Here is a 16,786-nt window from a genome sequence, read left to right as displayed (position 1 = left end):
ATGACATCTTTGCCTGTAATTATCATTGGAGTAAATTCATTTGCCTTGGAAGTAGCCTCAATTTTTCAAAAAAATGAGGTGGTTATATATGGTTTTTTAGATGATGATCCCAAGAAAAAAGACACCCAAATAGGAGAGATTCCAGTATTAGGAAGTACCGAAGATGAATCTTATTGGTCTTTAATAGGTAAAAATTGTGGCGTGTTTGTGGCTTTAGAAAATCCCACAGAAAGAAAAAAAATGATTGAAACTATTATAGAAGATCGTCAGGTGAAACCCGTCAACGCCATACACCCTTCTGCTATCATTTCCGACATTAAAAATCTAGCCTATGGCGTCTATGTGGGAGCAGGTGCCATCATACAACCAGAAGCAAAACTGGGAGACCATTGTATCGTAGGTGCGGGTGTTATCGTTGAAACAGGAGCTATTATTGAAGATTTTGTTCAAATCGGCGCCGGTTCTGTCATCGGTAAAGAATGTAAGTTGGACACTAACTGCTACATTGGTATCCAAAGCACCATTGTCGGTAGCATAAAAATTGGAAAAGGAGCCACCGTTGGAGCTGGATCTGTTGTCATAGAACACGTTGCAGCCTCTAAAAGAGTATTTGGAAACCCAGCTAAATTGATGTAATTCGATCAATATTTTTTTCTTCCACCATGTGAAGAAAATGATAGCGAAGATATAGTTGAGCTAAGGTAACCACATCTTCCATACAATAATCTGCTATTTTGGAGAGGTTTTTTTCTTGGTAATAAACGCCATGAACCTTATCGCCCGTAAGGGTCGATTTAGAACCAGAAATCCCTAACAATTCAGCCAATAAATCTAAAGAAATATACACCTTCCGATCGCCAAATTTCCAAAGCTCCATGGTGTCTTGATGCAAAACTTCCCAGGGCTTTTTACCTTGTAATTGCAACGGTTTAGGTATTTCCAATCCATTTACCAACATTCTCCGACACAAATAGGGAAAATCGAATTCTTTACCATTGTGTGCAACCAAGGTCAACTCCCTTGATTGATATGTCTCATTGATAAACTGAATGAATTCTAAAAGCAAAGATTTTTCATCATGATGAGCGATGGTCTTTACCTTCAAACACAATTCTTTGCTACGATTTTGATACAAAAAGCCCATTCCGATAACTACAATTTTACCAAATTCGGCAAACAATGCGGCCCGATCAACATACAATTCTTCTAGTGATATATTTTGCGGATTGCTCAAATTCTTCGCCTTTCTTTGCCAAAATGTTTTCATTTTATCTGAAAGTAGGGAAAAATTAGATTCTCCAGATACTGTTTCAATATCAATAAAGAGGGTGTTTTTAAAACTCTTTTTGGGGTCCATATCTTAGGAATTATGGGTTAGGTTTAATGTTTCACGTGAAACATGTTGTAGGTGACATTCGAACAATTGGCATAAATGGCTCAATACCTTTTCTTTTACTTCCCACATATCCATTTTTCGGCCTAATTCCTGCTCCAAAGAGGTAACACCTCTACTAGCAATTCCACAAGGAACGATATGCGAGAAATAGGTCAAATCAGTGTTAATATTCAGGGCAAAGCCATGCATAGTAATCCAGCGAGAGGCTTTAACTCCTAAAGCACAGATTTTTCTAGCATTTTCTTTCTCATAATCTATCCAAACACCTGTTAATCCATCAATTCTACCAGCCACTAAACCATAATCTTGACACGTTAAAATAATGGCTTCTTCTAACTTTCTTAGATATAAATGAATATCTGTAAAGAAGTTTTCAAGGTCCAAAATAGGATAAGCGACCAATTGTCCTGGTCCATGGTAGGTAATATCTCCTCCCCGATTAATTCTAAAGAAACTCGCACCTATGTTTGCTAAAAATGGCTCCTGCATCAATAAATGGGATTCGTCTCCACTTTTTCCTAGGGTGTAAACATGAGGATGTTCACAAAAAAGCAAAAAATTGGGCGTAGGAGAGACAAGAGCTTGTTGACGATTATTCAGTTTAATTTGGGCAATTCGACCCAGCAGAGACTCCTGCAAATCCCAGGTCTCTTGATAAGGTGACAAACCAATATCAACAAATTGAACATCTTTATTTTGTATCATGAATTATCACTTCTTAAAAGTGTGGGAATTTCTCTTGTGGCTACCTTGCAACACAAAGATACGAGAATGGCAAAACATTTAAAGTTAGGCAAACGGGCAGAAAGGCTAGCAGTAGAGTATTTAGTGCGAAATAACTACCAAATACTTGATAAAAATTATCGAGCAGGAAAAGCTGAGGTTGATATCATTGCCCAAAAAGAACAAATATTAGTTTTCGTAGAGGTTAAATCCAAACATCAAACAGATCATGGATACCCCGAAGAACAGATTAATCAACACAAAATAAACCTGCTATCCGAGGCAGCAAATCGATTTCAAATAGAACATCAATGGGAAAAAGAAATACGATTTGATAGTATCTCCATTACTTTTTTACCACAAGCTTGTAAATTAGAACATTTCGAGGATGCTTTTTCTTAAATTTGCTGTTTGATTAAAATGATATGATACAATTTTGCTCAGAGGATATCAAATTCAATCTTCCACACAAAAACAAACATAAAGCCTGGCTTAAAGCAGTAGCTGCGGAAGAAAACAAATCCATTGGTGAAATTAACTACGTTTTTTGTTCTGATGATTACCTGCTAGAAATCAATAAACAGTTTCTGAACCACGATACTTTGACCGATATTGTCACCTTCGATCATTCTGAAAATGACCATTTACTGGAAGGAGACATCTTCATTTCTTATGAAAGAGTACTCGAAAATGGAAAAAATTTGGCTACAGAAGCTAGCGAATTGCAACGCGTCATGGTCCATGGGTTGTTGCATTTGGCGGGTTACAAAGACAAAAAGAGAGATGATAAAGAAATCATGACCGCCAAAGAGGATTATTATTTGACACAGTATTTTAAAGATTAATACATGTTTCACGTGAAACAAAATAGATGATGCAACAACAAGCATATGATGTAATTGTAGTAGGAGCAGGACATGCGGGTTGTGAAGCAGCTCATGCGGCTGCACAAATGGGATCAAGCGTTTTATTGATTACCATGAACATGCAAACCATCGCACAAATGTCCTGTAATCCAGCAATGGGAGGGGTAGCGAAAGGACAAATCGTAAGAGAGGTCGATGCACTAGGGGGTATGTCTGGAATTATTTCCGATAAAACCATGATTCAATTCCGAATGCTCAATCGATCTAAAGGGCCCGCCATGTGGTCGCCAAGATGCCAATCAGATCGCATGCGCTTTGCAGAGGAATGGCGATTGGCATTAGAACAAAATCCATTAGTTGATTTTTGGCAAGATTCCGTACAACAATTAATCGTCAAAAATCAATCCATCGAAGGGGTAATAACACGAATGGGCATGGAGTTTAAAGCCAAAACAGTTGTTCTCACCAACGGTACTTTTCTTAATGGATTAATTCACATTGGAGAAAAACATTTTGGGGGAGGGAGAATGGCAGAACCCATGGCAATTGGTCTTACTGAACAGCTGGTAACATTAGGTTTTGAATCAGGTAGAATGAAAACAGGAACACCTCCAAGGGTGGACGGAAGAAGCCTGGATTATGCTGCCATGGAAGAACAAAAAGGTGATGACAATCCAAGTAGTTTTTCATACCTAACCGAAAGTCCCATACAGGAACAAAGGTCTTGTTGGATTACACATACTAACACCAAGGTGCATGAAGTACTTAGAAAAGGCTTCGATAAATCTCCCATGTTTGCTGGCAGAATTAAAGGACTTGGTCCTAGATATTGTCCTTCTGTAGAAGATAAAATCAATCGATTTGCCGATAAAGACAGTCATCAAATATTCGTCGAACCAGAAGGTTGGAACACCGTCGAAATATACGTTAATGGCTTCTCTACATCCTTGCCAGAAGAAATTCAATTTGAAGCCATTCGCCTAATTCCTGGCTTTGAAAAAGCTAAATTATTCCGTCCCGGATATGCCATTGAGTACGATTATTTCCCACCAACCCAATTAACATCCACCTTAGAAACTAAGCTAATTCAAGGATTGTTTTTTGCTGGACAAATCAACGGAACTACAGGCTATGAAGAGGCTGCTTGTCAGGGTCTAATTGCGGGCATTAATGCCCACCGAAAAGCACAAGAATTAAATCCGTTTACCCTGTCCAGATCAGACGCTTATATCGGAGTATTAATCGATGATCTCATTAATAAAGGTACAGACGAACCCTATCGAATGTTTACCTCTCGAGCTGAATTTAGAACCCTATTGAGACAAGATAATGCCGATGAACGATTGACTCAAAAAGGCTATGATTTAGGATTGGCTACCTCTACCCGAATGGAGAAATTCCGCAAAAAACAAGAGCAGGTCACAGAGCTCATGAATTATATCAAAAGCACAAAAGTGAAGCCCGATGAATTTAACTCTTGGTTAGAAAGTCAGGGTAGTTCAAGTCTTAGAGAAGGAACACCCTTAATCAACTTGTTGAAAAGATCTGATTTAAATTTCAGTTCCATAGTACAACATCCTTTGGCTAATAGTATCCAACAAGACTATTCCCAAGAGGTAATAGAACAGGTTGAAATTATCGTTAAGTACGAAAGTTATATCGAGAAAGAAAGACTCATGGTAGACAAAATGAAGACCATGGAAGATTTAAAAATTCCCGAGAATTTTGATTACGATAAAATCAAAACTTTATCTACCGAATCAAGAATAAAGTTAAAATCAATTCGACCGCTCACCATCGGTCAGGCTAGTAGAATATCAGGAGTATCTGCTTCAGACATCTCCATTTTACTATTATTTATGGGTCGATAATATGGAAGAATTACATCAGTGTCCAGCTTGTAAAAACACGAATTTCACGAAGGTTTTAGAAGCCAAAGATTATACCGTATCAGAACAACTATTTCAGATTGTTGACTGCCAGCATTGTGGTTTGCGCTTTACTAATCCAAGGCCAAAAGCGGAAGAGGCAGGCCCCTACTATCAATCAGAAAAGTATATTTCACATAGCAATACCAAGGATGGTTTTATCAATCAGCTATATCAACGTGTTAGAAACATCACACTAGAATTAAAAACAAACTGGATACAAAAAGATCAGAAAGGAACCAAAAATCTACTCGATATAGGTTGTGGAACAGGACACTTTTTACACGCTTGCCAAAACAAGGGATGGAACATTCATGGGATGGAATTAGATCCCAATACTGCCAAAAAAGCAAGTGAACTTACCGGAATTTCTATTTATCCAAAACTAGACAGCATACCAGAAAAACAAGTATTTCAAATCATTACGCTTTGGCATGTCTTAGAGCATGTATATGAATTACATGAGTATTTTGCTTTCTTCCAAAAGGCCTTAGATCAAAAAGGGAAATTATTAATCGCACTACCCAATTGCCATAGTTATGACGCTCATTTTTTCAAAGAATATTGGGCAGCTTATGATGTCCCTAGACATATCTACCATTTTACACCCAAAACGATACAATACATCGCAAAACAATATGGGTTTAAACTACAAAAGAAAAGGGGGCTTCTATTCGACAGCTTTTATATTGCTCTCATGAGCCATGAATATAAAACGGGTAATAAAAAAGTCATCCAATCGTTTTTCATTGGATTAATTTCAAACCTAAAGGCTTATTTTGCCAAGGGAAATTATTCGAGTAATTTATACATCTTTGAACATGCTTGATAAGCTTAAAAACTATATTCTAATAATTTTAATATTGGCATTGTTCATCCCTTTGCTACTGCAAAGTTGTGCCCAAATGGCCAATCCTCCAGGTGGAAAAAAAGATACATTGGCTCCCAAAATTTTAGAATCCGTTCCGCTTAACAAAAGCAAAAACTTTAAAGGAAAAAAGATCGAATTAATTTTCAATGAATATGTATCCATTCGAAATTTAAATCAGGAACTTTTGATCACGCCTTCTATAGGAACTTATCAAACCAAAATAAATCCCAAAGGACTCAGTATTACCATTGATAGTACCTTAAAAGATAATACAACATATACCTTTAATTTTAGAAACGCGATTGAAGACGCTTCAGAAAGAAATGTAGGTAAAAACATTAAATTGGTTTTCAGTACTTCCAATGACATTGATTCATTACAAATCAAAGGAAACGTCAAACAGCTACTAAATCAAAAGCATCCAGAAAATATTTTAGTTGCCCTCTATCCCTGGAATGATTCTGTATCCATCAATACTACAAAACCGTATTATTTCGTCAAAACAGATACATCAGGAAATTATTTATTAGAAAACCTGGCCAAAGGGAAATATTACATGGCGGCCTTTCATGATATAAACAATAATCTTCTTTATAATTCCAATAAGGAGCCCGTTGATTTTATAACGGAAGGCTACATCGATTTAAATAAAAATATGGAACAGAATTTTGCCATTAGCTTGCAAAATCAAGACTCCTTAAAAATCAATAAAAGTACAGCAACGGTCAAAACCGTCCTGTATGAATTTAACCGTGGCATCAAATCCATCCAGTTAGAAAATGCTCCTAAAACAAATCTGTATTATCAGTTAGAGGATAACAAAAACATACGATTTTATCAGCTGAATCAGTCAAGTACCGATACACTATTTATACGAGCCAAATTGACCGATTCACTCGATAGAAGCTATCAAGTTCCTTTAAAAATTAAATTCAGAGAACAAACTAGAAAGGAAAAGGTACAACGAGTAGAATTGAACTTTGAGGTAAAACCAGGACTAGGCAAACTTTTGTCTCCCTTGGATTCGATTCAAATTAAATTTACGAAACCTGTACATCAATGGGTTTCAAACGGCCTACAATTTAAAACAGAGGAAGGAGAAGTATTAAGCTTACCAGACGAAGCTTTTCAATGGAATCAATTTCAAAATAATTTGGTCATAAAAAATCTATATTTGCCTAGCCGGACAAAATTTGAATTATATATCAATAAAAATACTTTTATTGGTGTAGAGACAGACAGTAGCAATGTCTACACACAAAAATTAGAATGGCAGGATACAGAAAATTATGGAAGTATAGACGGGAAAGTTATTTCTGCTAAATCAAATTCACACTTCATCGTTGAATTGCTCAAAGCTGATAATTTTGAGCCATACCTCACGGTAAAAACCCAAAATCAATTTGAATTTAAGCACGTGGAACCAGGATTATATATAATACGAGTTATCGTAGACGAAAACAATAATGGTTATTGGGATATTGGCAACTTTAAACAAAAAAGAAAATCAGAAACTGTCCATTTCTTTGAAAGTAAAATCAAATTAAAAGCCAATTTTCAAATTTCCGATTTGTTGATAAATGTTCAAAAATAGTGTGGAAAACTTGTGTAAAGTCGTGGAATAAATAAACAATTTAATTAATAATTGTGGATAAAATGAAATAGGCAAAACATATAGACAATTGAATAGCATCGTTCCACAGAAAAACTAAAAGTTATCTACAAGATTAAACTCAACAAAAAATACTTAAATACTTAATAATTAAGTATTTATAAATCAAATTAGATCTTATCCACTTATCCACATCAAATAACAACAAGAAACAAAAAAAAGATTTTAAATTTTTTTACTTTTTTAAATAATATCATGTGGAAAAGTATTTCTAAACCTTTCCTAGTTCTTTTTTTACTATTCCTTGGATACCATGTATCCTTAGGTGCTCCGATAATTAAAAGTTCTGATTCCCTGTTTGTCCAAAAGCTCCATCAGATTGTACAGATTAAAAAGGAGAAAAAAAAGTTCAAACAATTGGATGAATTGTTTACAAAAAACTTAAGTAATAATTCATTTTTAACATTTTATTCATTTAATGAAATAATTAAAGAAAATTTAGCATCATTTTGGATTAAGTACTGTGGACAAATTGTTGATAAGTTGATTAGTCAGCAGGAATTAGATAAATCTAAGGATTGGTTGCTAGATTTATACGAACAGAGAATCTCGAATCGGGAGGTAGAACAGGTATTAGTTTCTTTAGTTCAAGCAAAACCTGAACAGGTGGAGCCAGTGGAGTTATTGATTCATTGGTATGGATTGAATCAACAATGGGAAAAAGTTTGGATTCATAGGAGGGCATTGGACATGCGTCTTAAACAAGGAGGAAAGGAAATTACCGATTTTGGTATTATGGCTTTTCAAAGACAGCAATGGCCTTTGGTAAATCAAGTATTCGATTACTTGATTAAGTCTTATCCAAAATCTCCGCAAGTTGCTTATTGGAAACAAATTTTATTAGCTTCTCGTGAGCAAAGTATTCAAAATAAACAAGCCATTGATAAAACCGAGTTTTCTAATTTGATTCAATCATATCGGGACTTAAGAAGGGATCGTGGGATAAATCCCACTACAGTAGAAAGCTATTTATCTGAGGCGAGAATATTTTTGTTTCAATTGAATCAATTGGATTCAGCCGAAAAAGTTTATCGAAAGGGGATAGAATTATCAGAATTTAATGTCTATGTGCAAGCTCAAATGAAATTGGAATTGGGCGACTTATATTTATTCGCAGGTAAAAAGTATGATGCATTGATTCAATATGCACAAGTAGAAAAACAAGTAAAGGATTCACCTATAGCTTATGAAGCGAAATTAAAAATGGGTAAACTTTATTATTATACTGGTGACTTTGAGTTAGCCAAGGCCAATTTTGATGTTTTAAAGCAAAGTACTCAAAAGGAAATTGCCAATGATGCATTGAATTTGAGTTGGGTTATAGAAGATAATACTGGAGTAGATTCCTTGGAAACCGCTTTAAAAACTTTTGCTACCATTCAATGGTTGTACGAGCAAAAAAAGGTTCTAGAGGCCGATTCAAAATTGGAGCAATTGCTGAAGGATCAAAAGGGTCAAAGTTTAGAGGATGATATTCTTTATCAGATGGCAAGCAGGGCCTTGGAAAAAAGTCAGTGGGAAGAGGCAAAGAAATTATACAAAGAGATTTATGAACGTTTTGAATTAGATATTTATGGTGATGATGCGCTTTATCACTACTTACGTTTGAATGGTTTTAAGGATCGAGAATTAGGTCTACAATTCATCACTAAATACCCCAGTAGCATTTATCTTCAAGAAATAAGAAGCAAATTAGCTAAACCATAAAGTGTATAAATTATATCCTAAAAAATAACTTAAATCTCATATTTTCTTTCTGAGATTTATCTAACTTTGATTTATATATACTAGAACCATTTTAGATATGAAACATGCTTCATTAACACGTGTATTTGATTTGTTAAAAGTTTATGAAAACTTCCACAAGTCTGATTTATTAAATAAAAAAGAGGATGGTTACTGGAAAAACTATTCGAACAAAGATACCTTAGAAATAATCAATGAATTAGCCTTAGGCTTGTTGAGTTTAGATATTCAACCAGGCGACAAAGTGGCCATTATTTCTACCAATAGACCGGAGTGGAATTTTGTTGATTTTGCAGTTCAAATCTTAGGAGCAGTGACGGTTCCTTTGTATCCGACTATTACGGTAGAGGATTATGCTTTCATTTTTGAGGATTCAGGAGTTAAGCTAGTTTTTGCTGAAAACGAGGAATTGTACTTAAAAGCTAAAGAAGCAGCTAAAGACAATCAAAAAATTAAGTCAATTTATACTTTTGATCCTATTGCAGGAGCAAATTTATGGACAGAAGTAAAGGAATTAGGTCAAGGTAAGGATGCAAGTAAATTGGAGCCAATCAAAGGTTCTGTTCAGCCCAATGATTTATTGACATTAATTTATACTTCGGGTACTACAGGTAGGCCTAAAGGGGTAATGTTAACCCACCATAATATCATAAGCAATGTGAAATCTTTGGACCGAGGAGATTTTTTTCAAATTAACCCGAGGGATAAGGTGTTGAGCTTTTTGCCTATGTGTCATATATATGAGCGTACAAATCTTTATCTGTATTTATTTTATGGTGTTTCTATCTATTATGCAGAAAATTTAGATACTGTAGCCGAGAATATAAGAGAAGTTAAACCAGCCATGTTTGCTACTGTGCCTCGTTTATTGGAAAAGGTGTATGACAGAGTGTTGGCTAAAGGGAATGAATTGACTGGTTTTAAGCGAAAATTATTTTTTGCTGCGATTGATTTCGGTTTGAAATATGATCCAATGGAGAAGTTGGGCTTTTTAGATGGTATTAAACTTTCCATTTACAGGAAATTGATTTTTAGTAAATGGCAAGAGGCTTTGGGTGGAAATATTAGGGCTATTACTTCGGGTTCTGCAGCACTTCAGCCTCGTTTATCTAGAATATTTTGGGCTGCAGATATTCCAATTGCTGAAGGATATGGTTTAACAGAGACCTCTCCTGTTATTTCCGTTTCCAAGATTAGTCCTCCCGATTTTAAAGTAGGATGTGTAGGAACTTTGTTGGATTGTATTGAATTGAAAATTGCCGAAGATGGAGAAATTTGTGTGAAGGGAGATTCGGTTATGCCAGGATATTATAACAATCCAACGGCTACGGCTGAAGCCATTGACTCAGAAGGATGGTTTCACACGGGAGATATCGGAGAATTAGTGGAGGGAAAATACCTGAAAATTACGGATCGAAAGAAGGAAATATTTAAAACTTCAGGAGGTAAATATGTGGCACCCCAATTGGTTGAAAATAAGTTGAAGGAATCGGCATTTATTGAACAGTGCATGGTGGTTGGAGAAGGTCAGAAATTCCCTTCTGCTTTGATTATTCCTGAGTTTAATGCTTTACAGATTTGGTGTAAGCAGCAGGACATTCATGTGACGACTCCTGAAGAAATGATTGTACATCCGAAGGTATTGGAAAAAATGAATGAGGAGGTTTTGATGACCATGTCTTCCGTCGCTAAGTTTGAACAAGTTAAAAAGTTTGTTCTATTACCAAGATTATTCACCATTACAGATGGAGAATTAACCCCCACATTAAAGTTGAAGCGAAAGATCATCGTTTCCAAGTATGAAAAATTGATCTTGGGCTTGTATGATTAGAGGAGTTTGATACCTTTAATTCCTTAGAATTAATAGCCGAAGTCACGGATAATTTTTAGTAATTTTACACGATGTGCAATTGTGGAGGGGATGCTTCATCCTTTCTTTTTAATCATTGAATCAATAATATATGTCTCAAAAACAAAAAGTGGCTTTAATTACGGGCATCACAGGTCAAGATGGTGCGTATTTGGCAGAATTTTTACTTAACAAGGGTTATCAAGTACACGGCATTAAGCGGAGAAGCTCATTGATTAACACGCAGAGAATAGATCATTTATACCAAGATCCACATGTAGATTCTTCTAATTTTCACCTACATTATGGGGATTTAAGTGATTCGACTAACATCATACGAATTATTCAAGAGGTTCAGCCAGATGAGATTTATAATTTGGGGGCCATGTCTCATGTTAAAGTTTCATTTGACGAGCCAGAATATACGGCTCAAGTGGATGGAATAGGAACCCTACGTATTTTGGAAGCGGTTAGATTATTGGGCTTGACCCCCAAAACTAAGATTTATCAAGCTTCTACATCTGAACTTTATGGTTTAGTGCAAGAGGTTCCACAATCGGAAAAAACGCCTTTTTATCCGAGGTCGCCCTATGCAGTTGCCAAAATTTATGGTTACTGGATTACTGTAAATTACCGGGAAGCTTACCAGATGTTTGCGGTGAACGGAATTTTGTTCAACCATGAATCTCCTTTACGAGGGGAAACTTTTGTAACTAGGAAAATTACTAGAGGAGTTTCTCAGATTGCCTTGGGACAATTAGACAAGATATATTTAGGAAATCTTGACGCTAAGCGCGATTGGGGACATGCTAAAGATTATGTGGAAGCTATGTGGTTGATTTTGCAACAAGAAATGCCCGAGGATTTTGTCATTGCTACAGGCATTACTACCACCGTACGGGATTTTGTGAAGATGGCATTTCATGAGGTAGGAATTGAGTTGGAATTTTCTGGTTCTGGAGTGAATGAAATCGCTAGAGTGAAAGCTTGTCATAATCCATTATATCAAGTGGAAATAGGGAAAGAAGTGGTGGCAGTTGACCCTAGATATTTTAGACCTACGGAAGTGGATTTATTGATTGGAGATCCAACCAAAGCACAAACTAAGTTAGGTTGGAAATTAAAATATGATTTACCTGCTTTGGTAAAAGATATGATGAGTTCTGATATTCAATTATTTACTAATCGATAAATGAACACATCTATAGCAATTATTGGATTAGGCTATGTAGGTTTTCCTTTGGCGGTAGAATTTGGAAAACAATATCCTACCTTAGGCTTTGATATAGATATTGATCGAATTAATGAATTACAAAAAGGAATAGATCGAACCAACGAAGTTTCGGAAAATCAATTAGCATCTTCTAAATATTTAAAATTTTCGTCACGTAAGGAAGATTTATCCGACTATCAGGTTTTTATAGTAACGGTTCCTACGCCAATTGATCATTTTAAAAAGCCGGATTTGAGTCCTTTGATGAAAGCCTCCGAAATGATTGGAAAATCTTTAAAAAAAGGAGACATCGTTATTTATGAGTCAACGGTTTATCCTGGTTGCACGGAGGAAGATTGTGTTCCGGTACTAGAAAAGTTTTCTGGGCTAAAGTATAATCAAGACTTTTATTGCGGCTATTCTCCAGAAAGAATTAATCCTGGTGATAAAGTAAATACTCTCACAAATATTAAAAAAGTTACGTCAGGCTCTACTCCTGAGATAGCCGATATAGTTGATAATTTGTATCGTTCTATCATTTTTGCGGGTACCCATAAAGCATCTTCTATTAAAGTAGCTGAAGCTAGCAAGGCAATAGAGAATGCTCAAAGAGATGTTAATATTTCATTCGTTAATGAATTAGCATTGATTTTTGATAAAATGGGTATAGATACAACAGAGGTGTTGGAAGCTGCAGCAACAAAATGGAATTTTTTAAATTTTAAACCAGGTTTGGTTGGAGGCCACTGTATAGGAGTTGATCCCTATTATTTATTACATAAATCAGAAAGTTTGGGATATTATCCACAAGTAATTCTTTCTGGGAGAAGGGTAAATGATAATATGGGTATATTTGTGGCAAATAAACTTGTTAAGTTATTGATCAGAAAGGGTCATAAGGTAGAAGGGTCTAAAACCTTAATGTTAGGTATAACCTTCAAAGAAAATTGTCCTGATATTCGAAATTCAAGAGTGGTAGATATTTATCGAGAATTAATCGACTTTGGAATGGAAGTAGACGTATATGACCCTTGGGCCAATCCAAAGGAAGTATATCGTGAACATGGAATAAAGTTAATTTCGGATTTGGCAAATAGCTACCAAGCGATAGTATTAACTGTCGCTCATCAAGAGTTTTTACATTTGGATTACAAAACATTAAAAGCACCAACAGGTATATTATTTGATATTAAAGCTATATTGGATCGGACCTTAGTAGATGCTCGCTTATAATTATTTCTAAATCGTATGGCTTGGTATGCCTTATACACCAAATCTCGTCAGGAGAAAAAAGTAGCTTTTCGACTTGAGGAGCTGGGAGTTAGTTGTTATTGCCCATTAACTAAAAAGAGGAAACAATGGTCCGACAGAAAAAAGTGGGTAGAAGAACCATTGTTTAAATCCTATGTCTTTGTAAATATTGACTTAGAGGCTCAATCAGCCACGGTGAGAAAAGTGAATGGTGTGGTCAATTTTGTGTATTGGTTGCAAAAACCAGCTCTCATTCAGGATTCAGAAATTGTCGCCATTCAACATTTTTTGGCGGAACATGCCGAAGTAGAGGCTCATGGAAATTTGGTCAATATCGGTGATTTTGTAACCTTAGATTCTGGTGCCCTATCAGGTCAAAAGGCAGAGGTGATCGGATTTAAAAATAAACATGAAGTTCGATTAAAAATTGAAAGCCTCGGTTTTGAGCTTGTTGCTTATATAAACCAAGGGCCGTAATCTCAAATTTTCAATTATCTTTGAATTCATGAGTCAAATGAACCCCAAGTATTCTTTTATTTCCATGATTGCTTTTAAAATCATGGTCCTTTTATGCATACTGATAGATTCTCATTCTCTTAGGGCTCAGAGAAATGTTCAATCCAATTTTTCTGTTGGGATGGGAGGATCTGTTGGGGGTGTATATAATCCCTTATGGTTGCGCGCTAACCAATATGGTTTGGTACCCGCCTCGGGCTCTTATGGATTTTCAGGGATTTCCTATTTAGTGGATTATCGCCCAAATAAAAAAATTGATTGGGCTTATGGTGTTTCATCACAAATTAATTTAGGGGAGAATAAAGCTGATGTCTTTTTTCCAGAGGCGTATGTAAAGGGGAAATTGGGTATTTTCGAATTGGCTGCTGGTCGACAAAAACAGATGTTTGGTTTAGTGGATTCTACTTTGAGTTCAGGTTCCTACATTTGGTCTGGCAATGCATTGCCTATGCCCAAAGTAGAATTACAAGTTAAGGAGTATTGGTCGCCAGGCTTCTTGAAGGGCGTTTTAGCTTTTAAAGGATCTTATGCACATGGATGGTTTGAAAACTCCAGAGAAGATGTTAGAGATTTTTATTTACATCAAAAAACATTTTATGGGCGCCTAGGTAAACCTCATTGGAAAGTTAAATTTTATGGAGGTTTTAATCATCAAGTTCAGTGGGCAGGTAGATTAAAATATGCAGATCCATATAATATTTCAGCCAAAAACGGAGTAATTCCTTCTGATTTTAAGACTTATATATCAGTAGTAACGGGTCGCTCAAATGCTGTAACAGGTGATACAGCTACTTATGGATACAACGATGGATTTAATCGGTCGGGGAATCATTTAGGCACTGTGGATGTGGGTTTAGAGATTGAATTAAATAAATCAAAGGTGTTTTTTTATCGACAAAGTATCTACGAAGATGGATCTTTATATTATGGCAATAACATTACCGATGGTTTGCATGGTTTAGCAATTACACGAAAGGTCGATCAAGGGTTAGTTAAATTGGTATTTGAATACTTAAATACGACTTCACAAGGGGGTACGATTTTTAGTGATAAAACTAATATTAGAGGATTTGATAATTACCTGAATAATGGAGTTTATTTAAATGGATGGACTTATTTTGGGAAAGGGATTGGAACACCTTTAATGACTTTAGATGCTGAAACAGATTTAAGCCCCTCTAATAGGATTTATTATGATAACAATCGGGTAGAGGCTTTTTATATAGCGGGAGAACTAGCTATGGGTAGGAACAAAATTCAATTTAGAGGTAGTTTATCTAATGCCATTGGGTGGTTTGGGTCTGAATATTTTCCAGTTAAAAAACAATATTCAGGAGGTATTTTATGGCATAGACCTATCCAAATTCCCGGTTTCCCAGAATCCATCTTAAAAGCTAATTTGGGACTTGAAAAAGGGAACTTGACTGCTCCCACTATTGGAGGCAATGTAGCCATCAGTATTCCTTTGGATTAATTAACCAAAGAACAAATAACTTACGAATATCGCTGTAATTATTCCAGCTAAGTCTGCCGTTAGGCCCGCCCAAAGCGTATATCTGATATTTTTTACTTGAACAGAGCCAAAGTATAAGGCAATCACATACAATATCGTTTCAGCCGAACCTTGAAAAACACAGGCTAATCTTCCCACAAATGAGTCGGCCCCAAAAGTTTTCATCGTATCAATCATCATGGCCCTAGACCCACTACCACTGACTGGATGTAAAAGGGCAGTTGGCATGGCATCGATAAATCGGGTGTCTAATCCTGACAAATTAACTAACCATTTCATGCCATCTACGATAAAATCTAAGGTTCCAGAATTACGTAAACAGCTGATTGCCACCAGCATTCCCACTAAATAAGGAATGATTTTTACAGATGTTTCAAATCCCCCTTTAGCTCCTTCTACAAAGGTGGAAAAGATGTCAATTTTCTTCCAAAAGGCTGCGACGATAAAACTTAAGATTAAGGTGAATAATAATCCATTACTGAAAATTTTGGATTGTATTTCTATCTGCTCTTTGCTTAATGAACTAAAATAAGCCAAAATTCCTCCAAAGAAGATGGTAAGCCCTAATATCCAACTTAATAATACGGGCTCCAATAAGTTGATTTTTTGTTTGATGGAAACAAATATTAATCCAACTAAAGTGGCGGCGTAGGTAGCCATTAAACAAGGGATAAAAACATCTGAAGCATCTTTCGCCCCATAAATGGCCCTTTGTGCCATGATACTTAAAGGAATCAATACAGGTCCTGCACTGTGCAAAGTAAGAAACATGATTTGCGCATTGGAGGCGGTTTCTTTGTCTGAATTAATATCTTGAAGACCTTGCATAGCTTTTAATCCAAAAGGAGTTGCGGCATTGTCTAAACCTAATAAATTGGCAGAAAAATTCATGATCATTTGTCCGTGGACTGGATGGTCTGAAGGTATCTCAGGAAATAGGCGTGTGAAAAACGGACGAATTCTTTTGGCTAAAAATTGGATGGCCCCGGCTTTTTCACCAATCTGTAAAATACCCATAAAAAAGGTCATCACTCCCGCTAGGGGTAATGCTATTTTCATAACGGCCATTTCGGCAGAATCAAACATGCCATCTACCAAGATTTTGAAAATTTCTGTATTTCCGAAGAATAAGAATTGAATGATAGCAACTATAAAAGCTACCCCAAAAAATAAAAACCAAATCCAGTTTAAAGCCATAAAGAATTCTAGGTAAGATAGGCACCTACCCAATTAAAATTTGGC

At 35.9% G+C, this 16,786-nt stretch carries 15 protein-coding genes; 12 read left to right on the top strand and 3 right to left on the bottom strand.

Annotation, left to right across the window (positions count from 1 at the left end):
- Nucleotides 1-636, top strand: coding sequence for a NeuD/PglB/VioB family sugar acetyltransferase (locus ESB04_RS07960; RefSeq protein ID WP_129027201.1), 636 nt, complete (start codon nt 1-3; stop codon nt 634-636).
- On the opposite strand, the gene ESB04_RS07955 is transcribed toward ESB04_RS07960, so the two are convergent.
- Nucleotides 623-1,357 carry a 3'-5' exonuclease gene (locus tag ESB04_RS07955; RefSeq protein WP_129027200.1) on the bottom strand — a complete coding sequence of 245 codons (735 nt, stop codon included), beginning with the start codon at nt 1,355-1,357 and terminating at the stop codon, nt 623-625. The two genes, ESB04_RS07960 and ESB04_RS07955, sit on opposite strands and share 14 nt — an antisense overlap.
- Nucleotides 1,358-1,360: 3 nt before the next feature.
- A complete protein-coding gene (gene lipB, locus ESB04_RS07950) occupies nt 1,361-2,101 on the bottom strand; it encodes a lipoyl(octanoyl) transferase LipB (RefSeq protein ID WP_129027199.1) in 741 nt (246 codons plus the stop codon).
- 66 nt (nt 2,102-2,167) lie between these two features.
- On the opposite strand from lipB, the gene ESB04_RS07945 reads away from it, so the two are divergent.
- The 11 genes from ESB04_RS07945 (at nt 2,168) to ESB04_RS07895 (ending at nt 15,505) form a co-directional block, all read left to right on the top strand.
- Nucleotides 2,168-2,521: a YraN family protein gene (locus ESB04_RS07945; protein ID WP_129027198.1), complete on the top strand. Its 354-nt coding sequence runs from the start codon at nt 2,168-2,170 to the stop codon at nt 2,519-2,521.
- Nucleotides 2,522-2,544: 23 nt separating this feature from the next.
- Nucleotides 2,545-2,964 carry an rRNA maturation RNase YbeY gene (ybeY, locus tag ESB04_RS07940; protein ID WP_129027197.1) on the top strand — a complete coding sequence of 140 codons (420 nt, stop codon included), beginning with the start codon at nt 2,545-2,547 and terminating at the stop codon, nt 2,962-2,964.
- Between the two features lie 26 nt (nt 2,965-2,990).
- Nucleotides 2,991-4,856, top strand: a complete 1,866-nt coding sequence (gene mnmG / locus ESB04_RS07935) for a tRNA uridine-5-carboxymethylaminomethyl(34) synthesis enzyme MnmG (RefSeq protein ID WP_205749491.1) — start codon at nt 2,991-2,993, stop codon at nt 4,854-4,856.
- Between the two features lies 1 nt (nt 4,857).
- A complete protein-coding gene (locus ESB04_RS07930) occupies nt 4,858-5,742 on the top strand; it encodes a class I SAM-dependent methyltransferase (protein ID WP_129027196.1) in 885 nt (294 codons plus the stop codon).
- A gap of 76 nt (nt 5,743-5,818) precedes the next feature.
- Nucleotides 5,819-7,378, top strand: a complete 1,560-nt coding sequence (locus ESB04_RS07925) for an Ig-like domain-containing protein (RefSeq protein ID WP_164969620.1) — start codon at nt 5,819-5,821, stop codon at nt 7,376-7,378.
- A 273-nt stretch (nt 7,379-7,651) separates the two neighbouring features.
- A complete protein-coding gene (locus ESB04_RS07920) occupies nt 7,652-9,163 on the top strand; it encodes a tetratricopeptide repeat protein (RefSeq protein WP_129027194.1) in 1,512 nt (503 codons plus the stop codon).
- Between the two features lie 97 nt (nt 9,164-9,260).
- Nucleotides 9,261-11,033 carry an AMP-dependent synthetase/ligase gene (locus ESB04_RS07915; RefSeq protein ID WP_129027193.1) on the top strand — a complete coding sequence of 591 codons (1,773 nt, stop codon included), beginning with the start codon at nt 9,261-9,263 and terminating at the stop codon, nt 11,031-11,033.
- Nucleotides 11,034-11,163: 130 nt separating this feature from the next.
- Nucleotides 11,164-12,243 (top strand): GDP-mannose 4,6-dehydratase, encoded by a 1,080-nt coding sequence (gene gmd, locus ESB04_RS07910; RefSeq protein WP_129027192.1) that lies wholly within the window; start codon nt 11,164-11,166, stop codon nt 12,241-12,243.
- On the top strand, nt 12,244-13,497 hold the full coding sequence (locus ESB04_RS07905) for a nucleotide sugar dehydrogenase (RefSeq protein ID WP_129027191.1): 1,254 nt from the start codon (nt 12,244-12,246) through the stop codon (nt 13,495-13,497). It abuts the gene before it with no gap.
- Nucleotides 13,498-13,512: 15 nt separating this feature from the next.
- On the top strand, nt 13,513-13,992 hold the full coding sequence (locus ESB04_RS07900; protein WP_129027190.1) for a UpxY family transcription antiterminator: 480 nt from the start codon (nt 13,513-13,515) through the stop codon (nt 13,990-13,992).
- 28 nt (nt 13,993-14,020) lie between these two features.
- A complete protein-coding gene (locus tag ESB04_RS07895; protein ID WP_129027189.1) occupies nt 14,021-15,505 on the top strand; it encodes a capsule assembly Wzi family protein in 1,485 nt (494 codons plus the stop codon).
- Here ESB04_RS07895 and ESB04_RS07890 read toward each other — a convergent pair whose 3' ends face one another.
- Nucleotides 15,506-16,741, bottom strand: coding sequence for a nucleoside recognition domain-containing protein (locus ESB04_RS07890; RefSeq protein ID WP_129027188.1), 1,236 nt, complete (start codon nt 16,739-16,741; stop codon nt 15,506-15,508). It abuts the gene before it with no gap.
- Nucleotides 16,742-16,786 lie beyond the last annotated feature (45 nt).

This window comes from Aquirufa rosea (assembly GCF_004118285.1).
GTDB classification, from domain to species: domain Bacteria; phylum Bacteroidota; class Bacteroidia; order Cytophagales; family Spirosomataceae; genus Aquirufa; species Aquirufa rosea.
This window is presented reverse-complemented; position numbering and strand designations above follow the sequence as displayed.

Excerpts from the sequence above, each read along its gene's own strand:
- ESB04_RS07960 (WP_129027201.1), top strand. The coding sequence starts at position 1 with ATGACATCTTTGCCTGTAATTATCATTGGAGTAAATTCATTTGCCTTG.
- ESB04_RS07955 (WP_129027200.1), bottom strand. The coding sequence starts at position 1,357 with ATGGACCCCAAAAAGAGTTTTAAAAACACCCTCTTTATTGATATTGAA.
- lipB (WP_129027199.1), bottom strand. The coding sequence starts at position 2,101 with ATGATACAAAATAAAGATGTTCAATTTGTTGATATTGGTTTGTCACCT.
- ESB04_RS07945 (WP_129027198.1), top strand. The coding sequence starts at position 2,168 with ATGGCAAAACATTTAAAGTTAGGCAAACGGGCAGAAAGGCTAGCAGTA.
- ybeY (WP_129027197.1), top strand. The coding sequence starts at position 2,545 with ATGATACAATTTTGCTCAGAGGATATCAAATTCAATCTTCCACACAAA.
- mnmG (WP_205749491.1), top strand. The coding sequence starts at position 2,991 with ATGATGCAACAACAAGCATATGATGTAATTGTAGTAGGAGCAGGACAT.
- ESB04_RS07930 (WP_129027196.1), top strand. The coding sequence starts at position 4,858 with ATGGAAGAATTACATCAGTGTCCAGCTTGTAAAAACACGAATTTCACG.
- ESB04_RS07925 (WP_164969620.1), top strand. The coding sequence starts at position 5,819 with ATGGCCAATCCTCCAGGTGGAAAAAAAGATACATTGGCTCCCAAAATT.
- ESB04_RS07920 (WP_129027194.1), top strand. The coding sequence starts at position 7,652 with ATGTGGAAAAGTATTTCTAAACCTTTCCTAGTTCTTTTTTTACTATTC.
- ESB04_RS07915 (WP_129027193.1), top strand. The coding sequence starts at position 9,261 with ATGAAACATGCTTCATTAACACGTGTATTTGATTTGTTAAAAGTTTAT.
- gmd (WP_129027192.1), top strand. The coding sequence starts at position 11,164 with ATGTCTCAAAAACAAAAAGTGGCTTTAATTACGGGCATCACAGGTCAA.
- ESB04_RS07905 (WP_129027191.1), top strand. The coding sequence starts at position 12,244 with ATGAACACATCTATAGCAATTATTGGATTAGGCTATGTAGGTTTTCCT.
- ESB04_RS07900 (WP_129027190.1), top strand. The coding sequence starts at position 13,513 with ATGGCTTGGTATGCCTTATACACCAAATCTCGTCAGGAGAAAAAAGTA.
- ESB04_RS07895 (WP_129027189.1), top strand. The coding sequence starts at position 14,021 with ATGAGTCAAATGAACCCCAAGTATTCTTTTATTTCCATGATTGCTTTT.
- ESB04_RS07890 (WP_129027188.1), bottom strand. The coding sequence starts at position 16,741 with ATGGCTTTAAACTGGATTTGGTTTTTATTTTTTGGGGTAGCTTTTATA.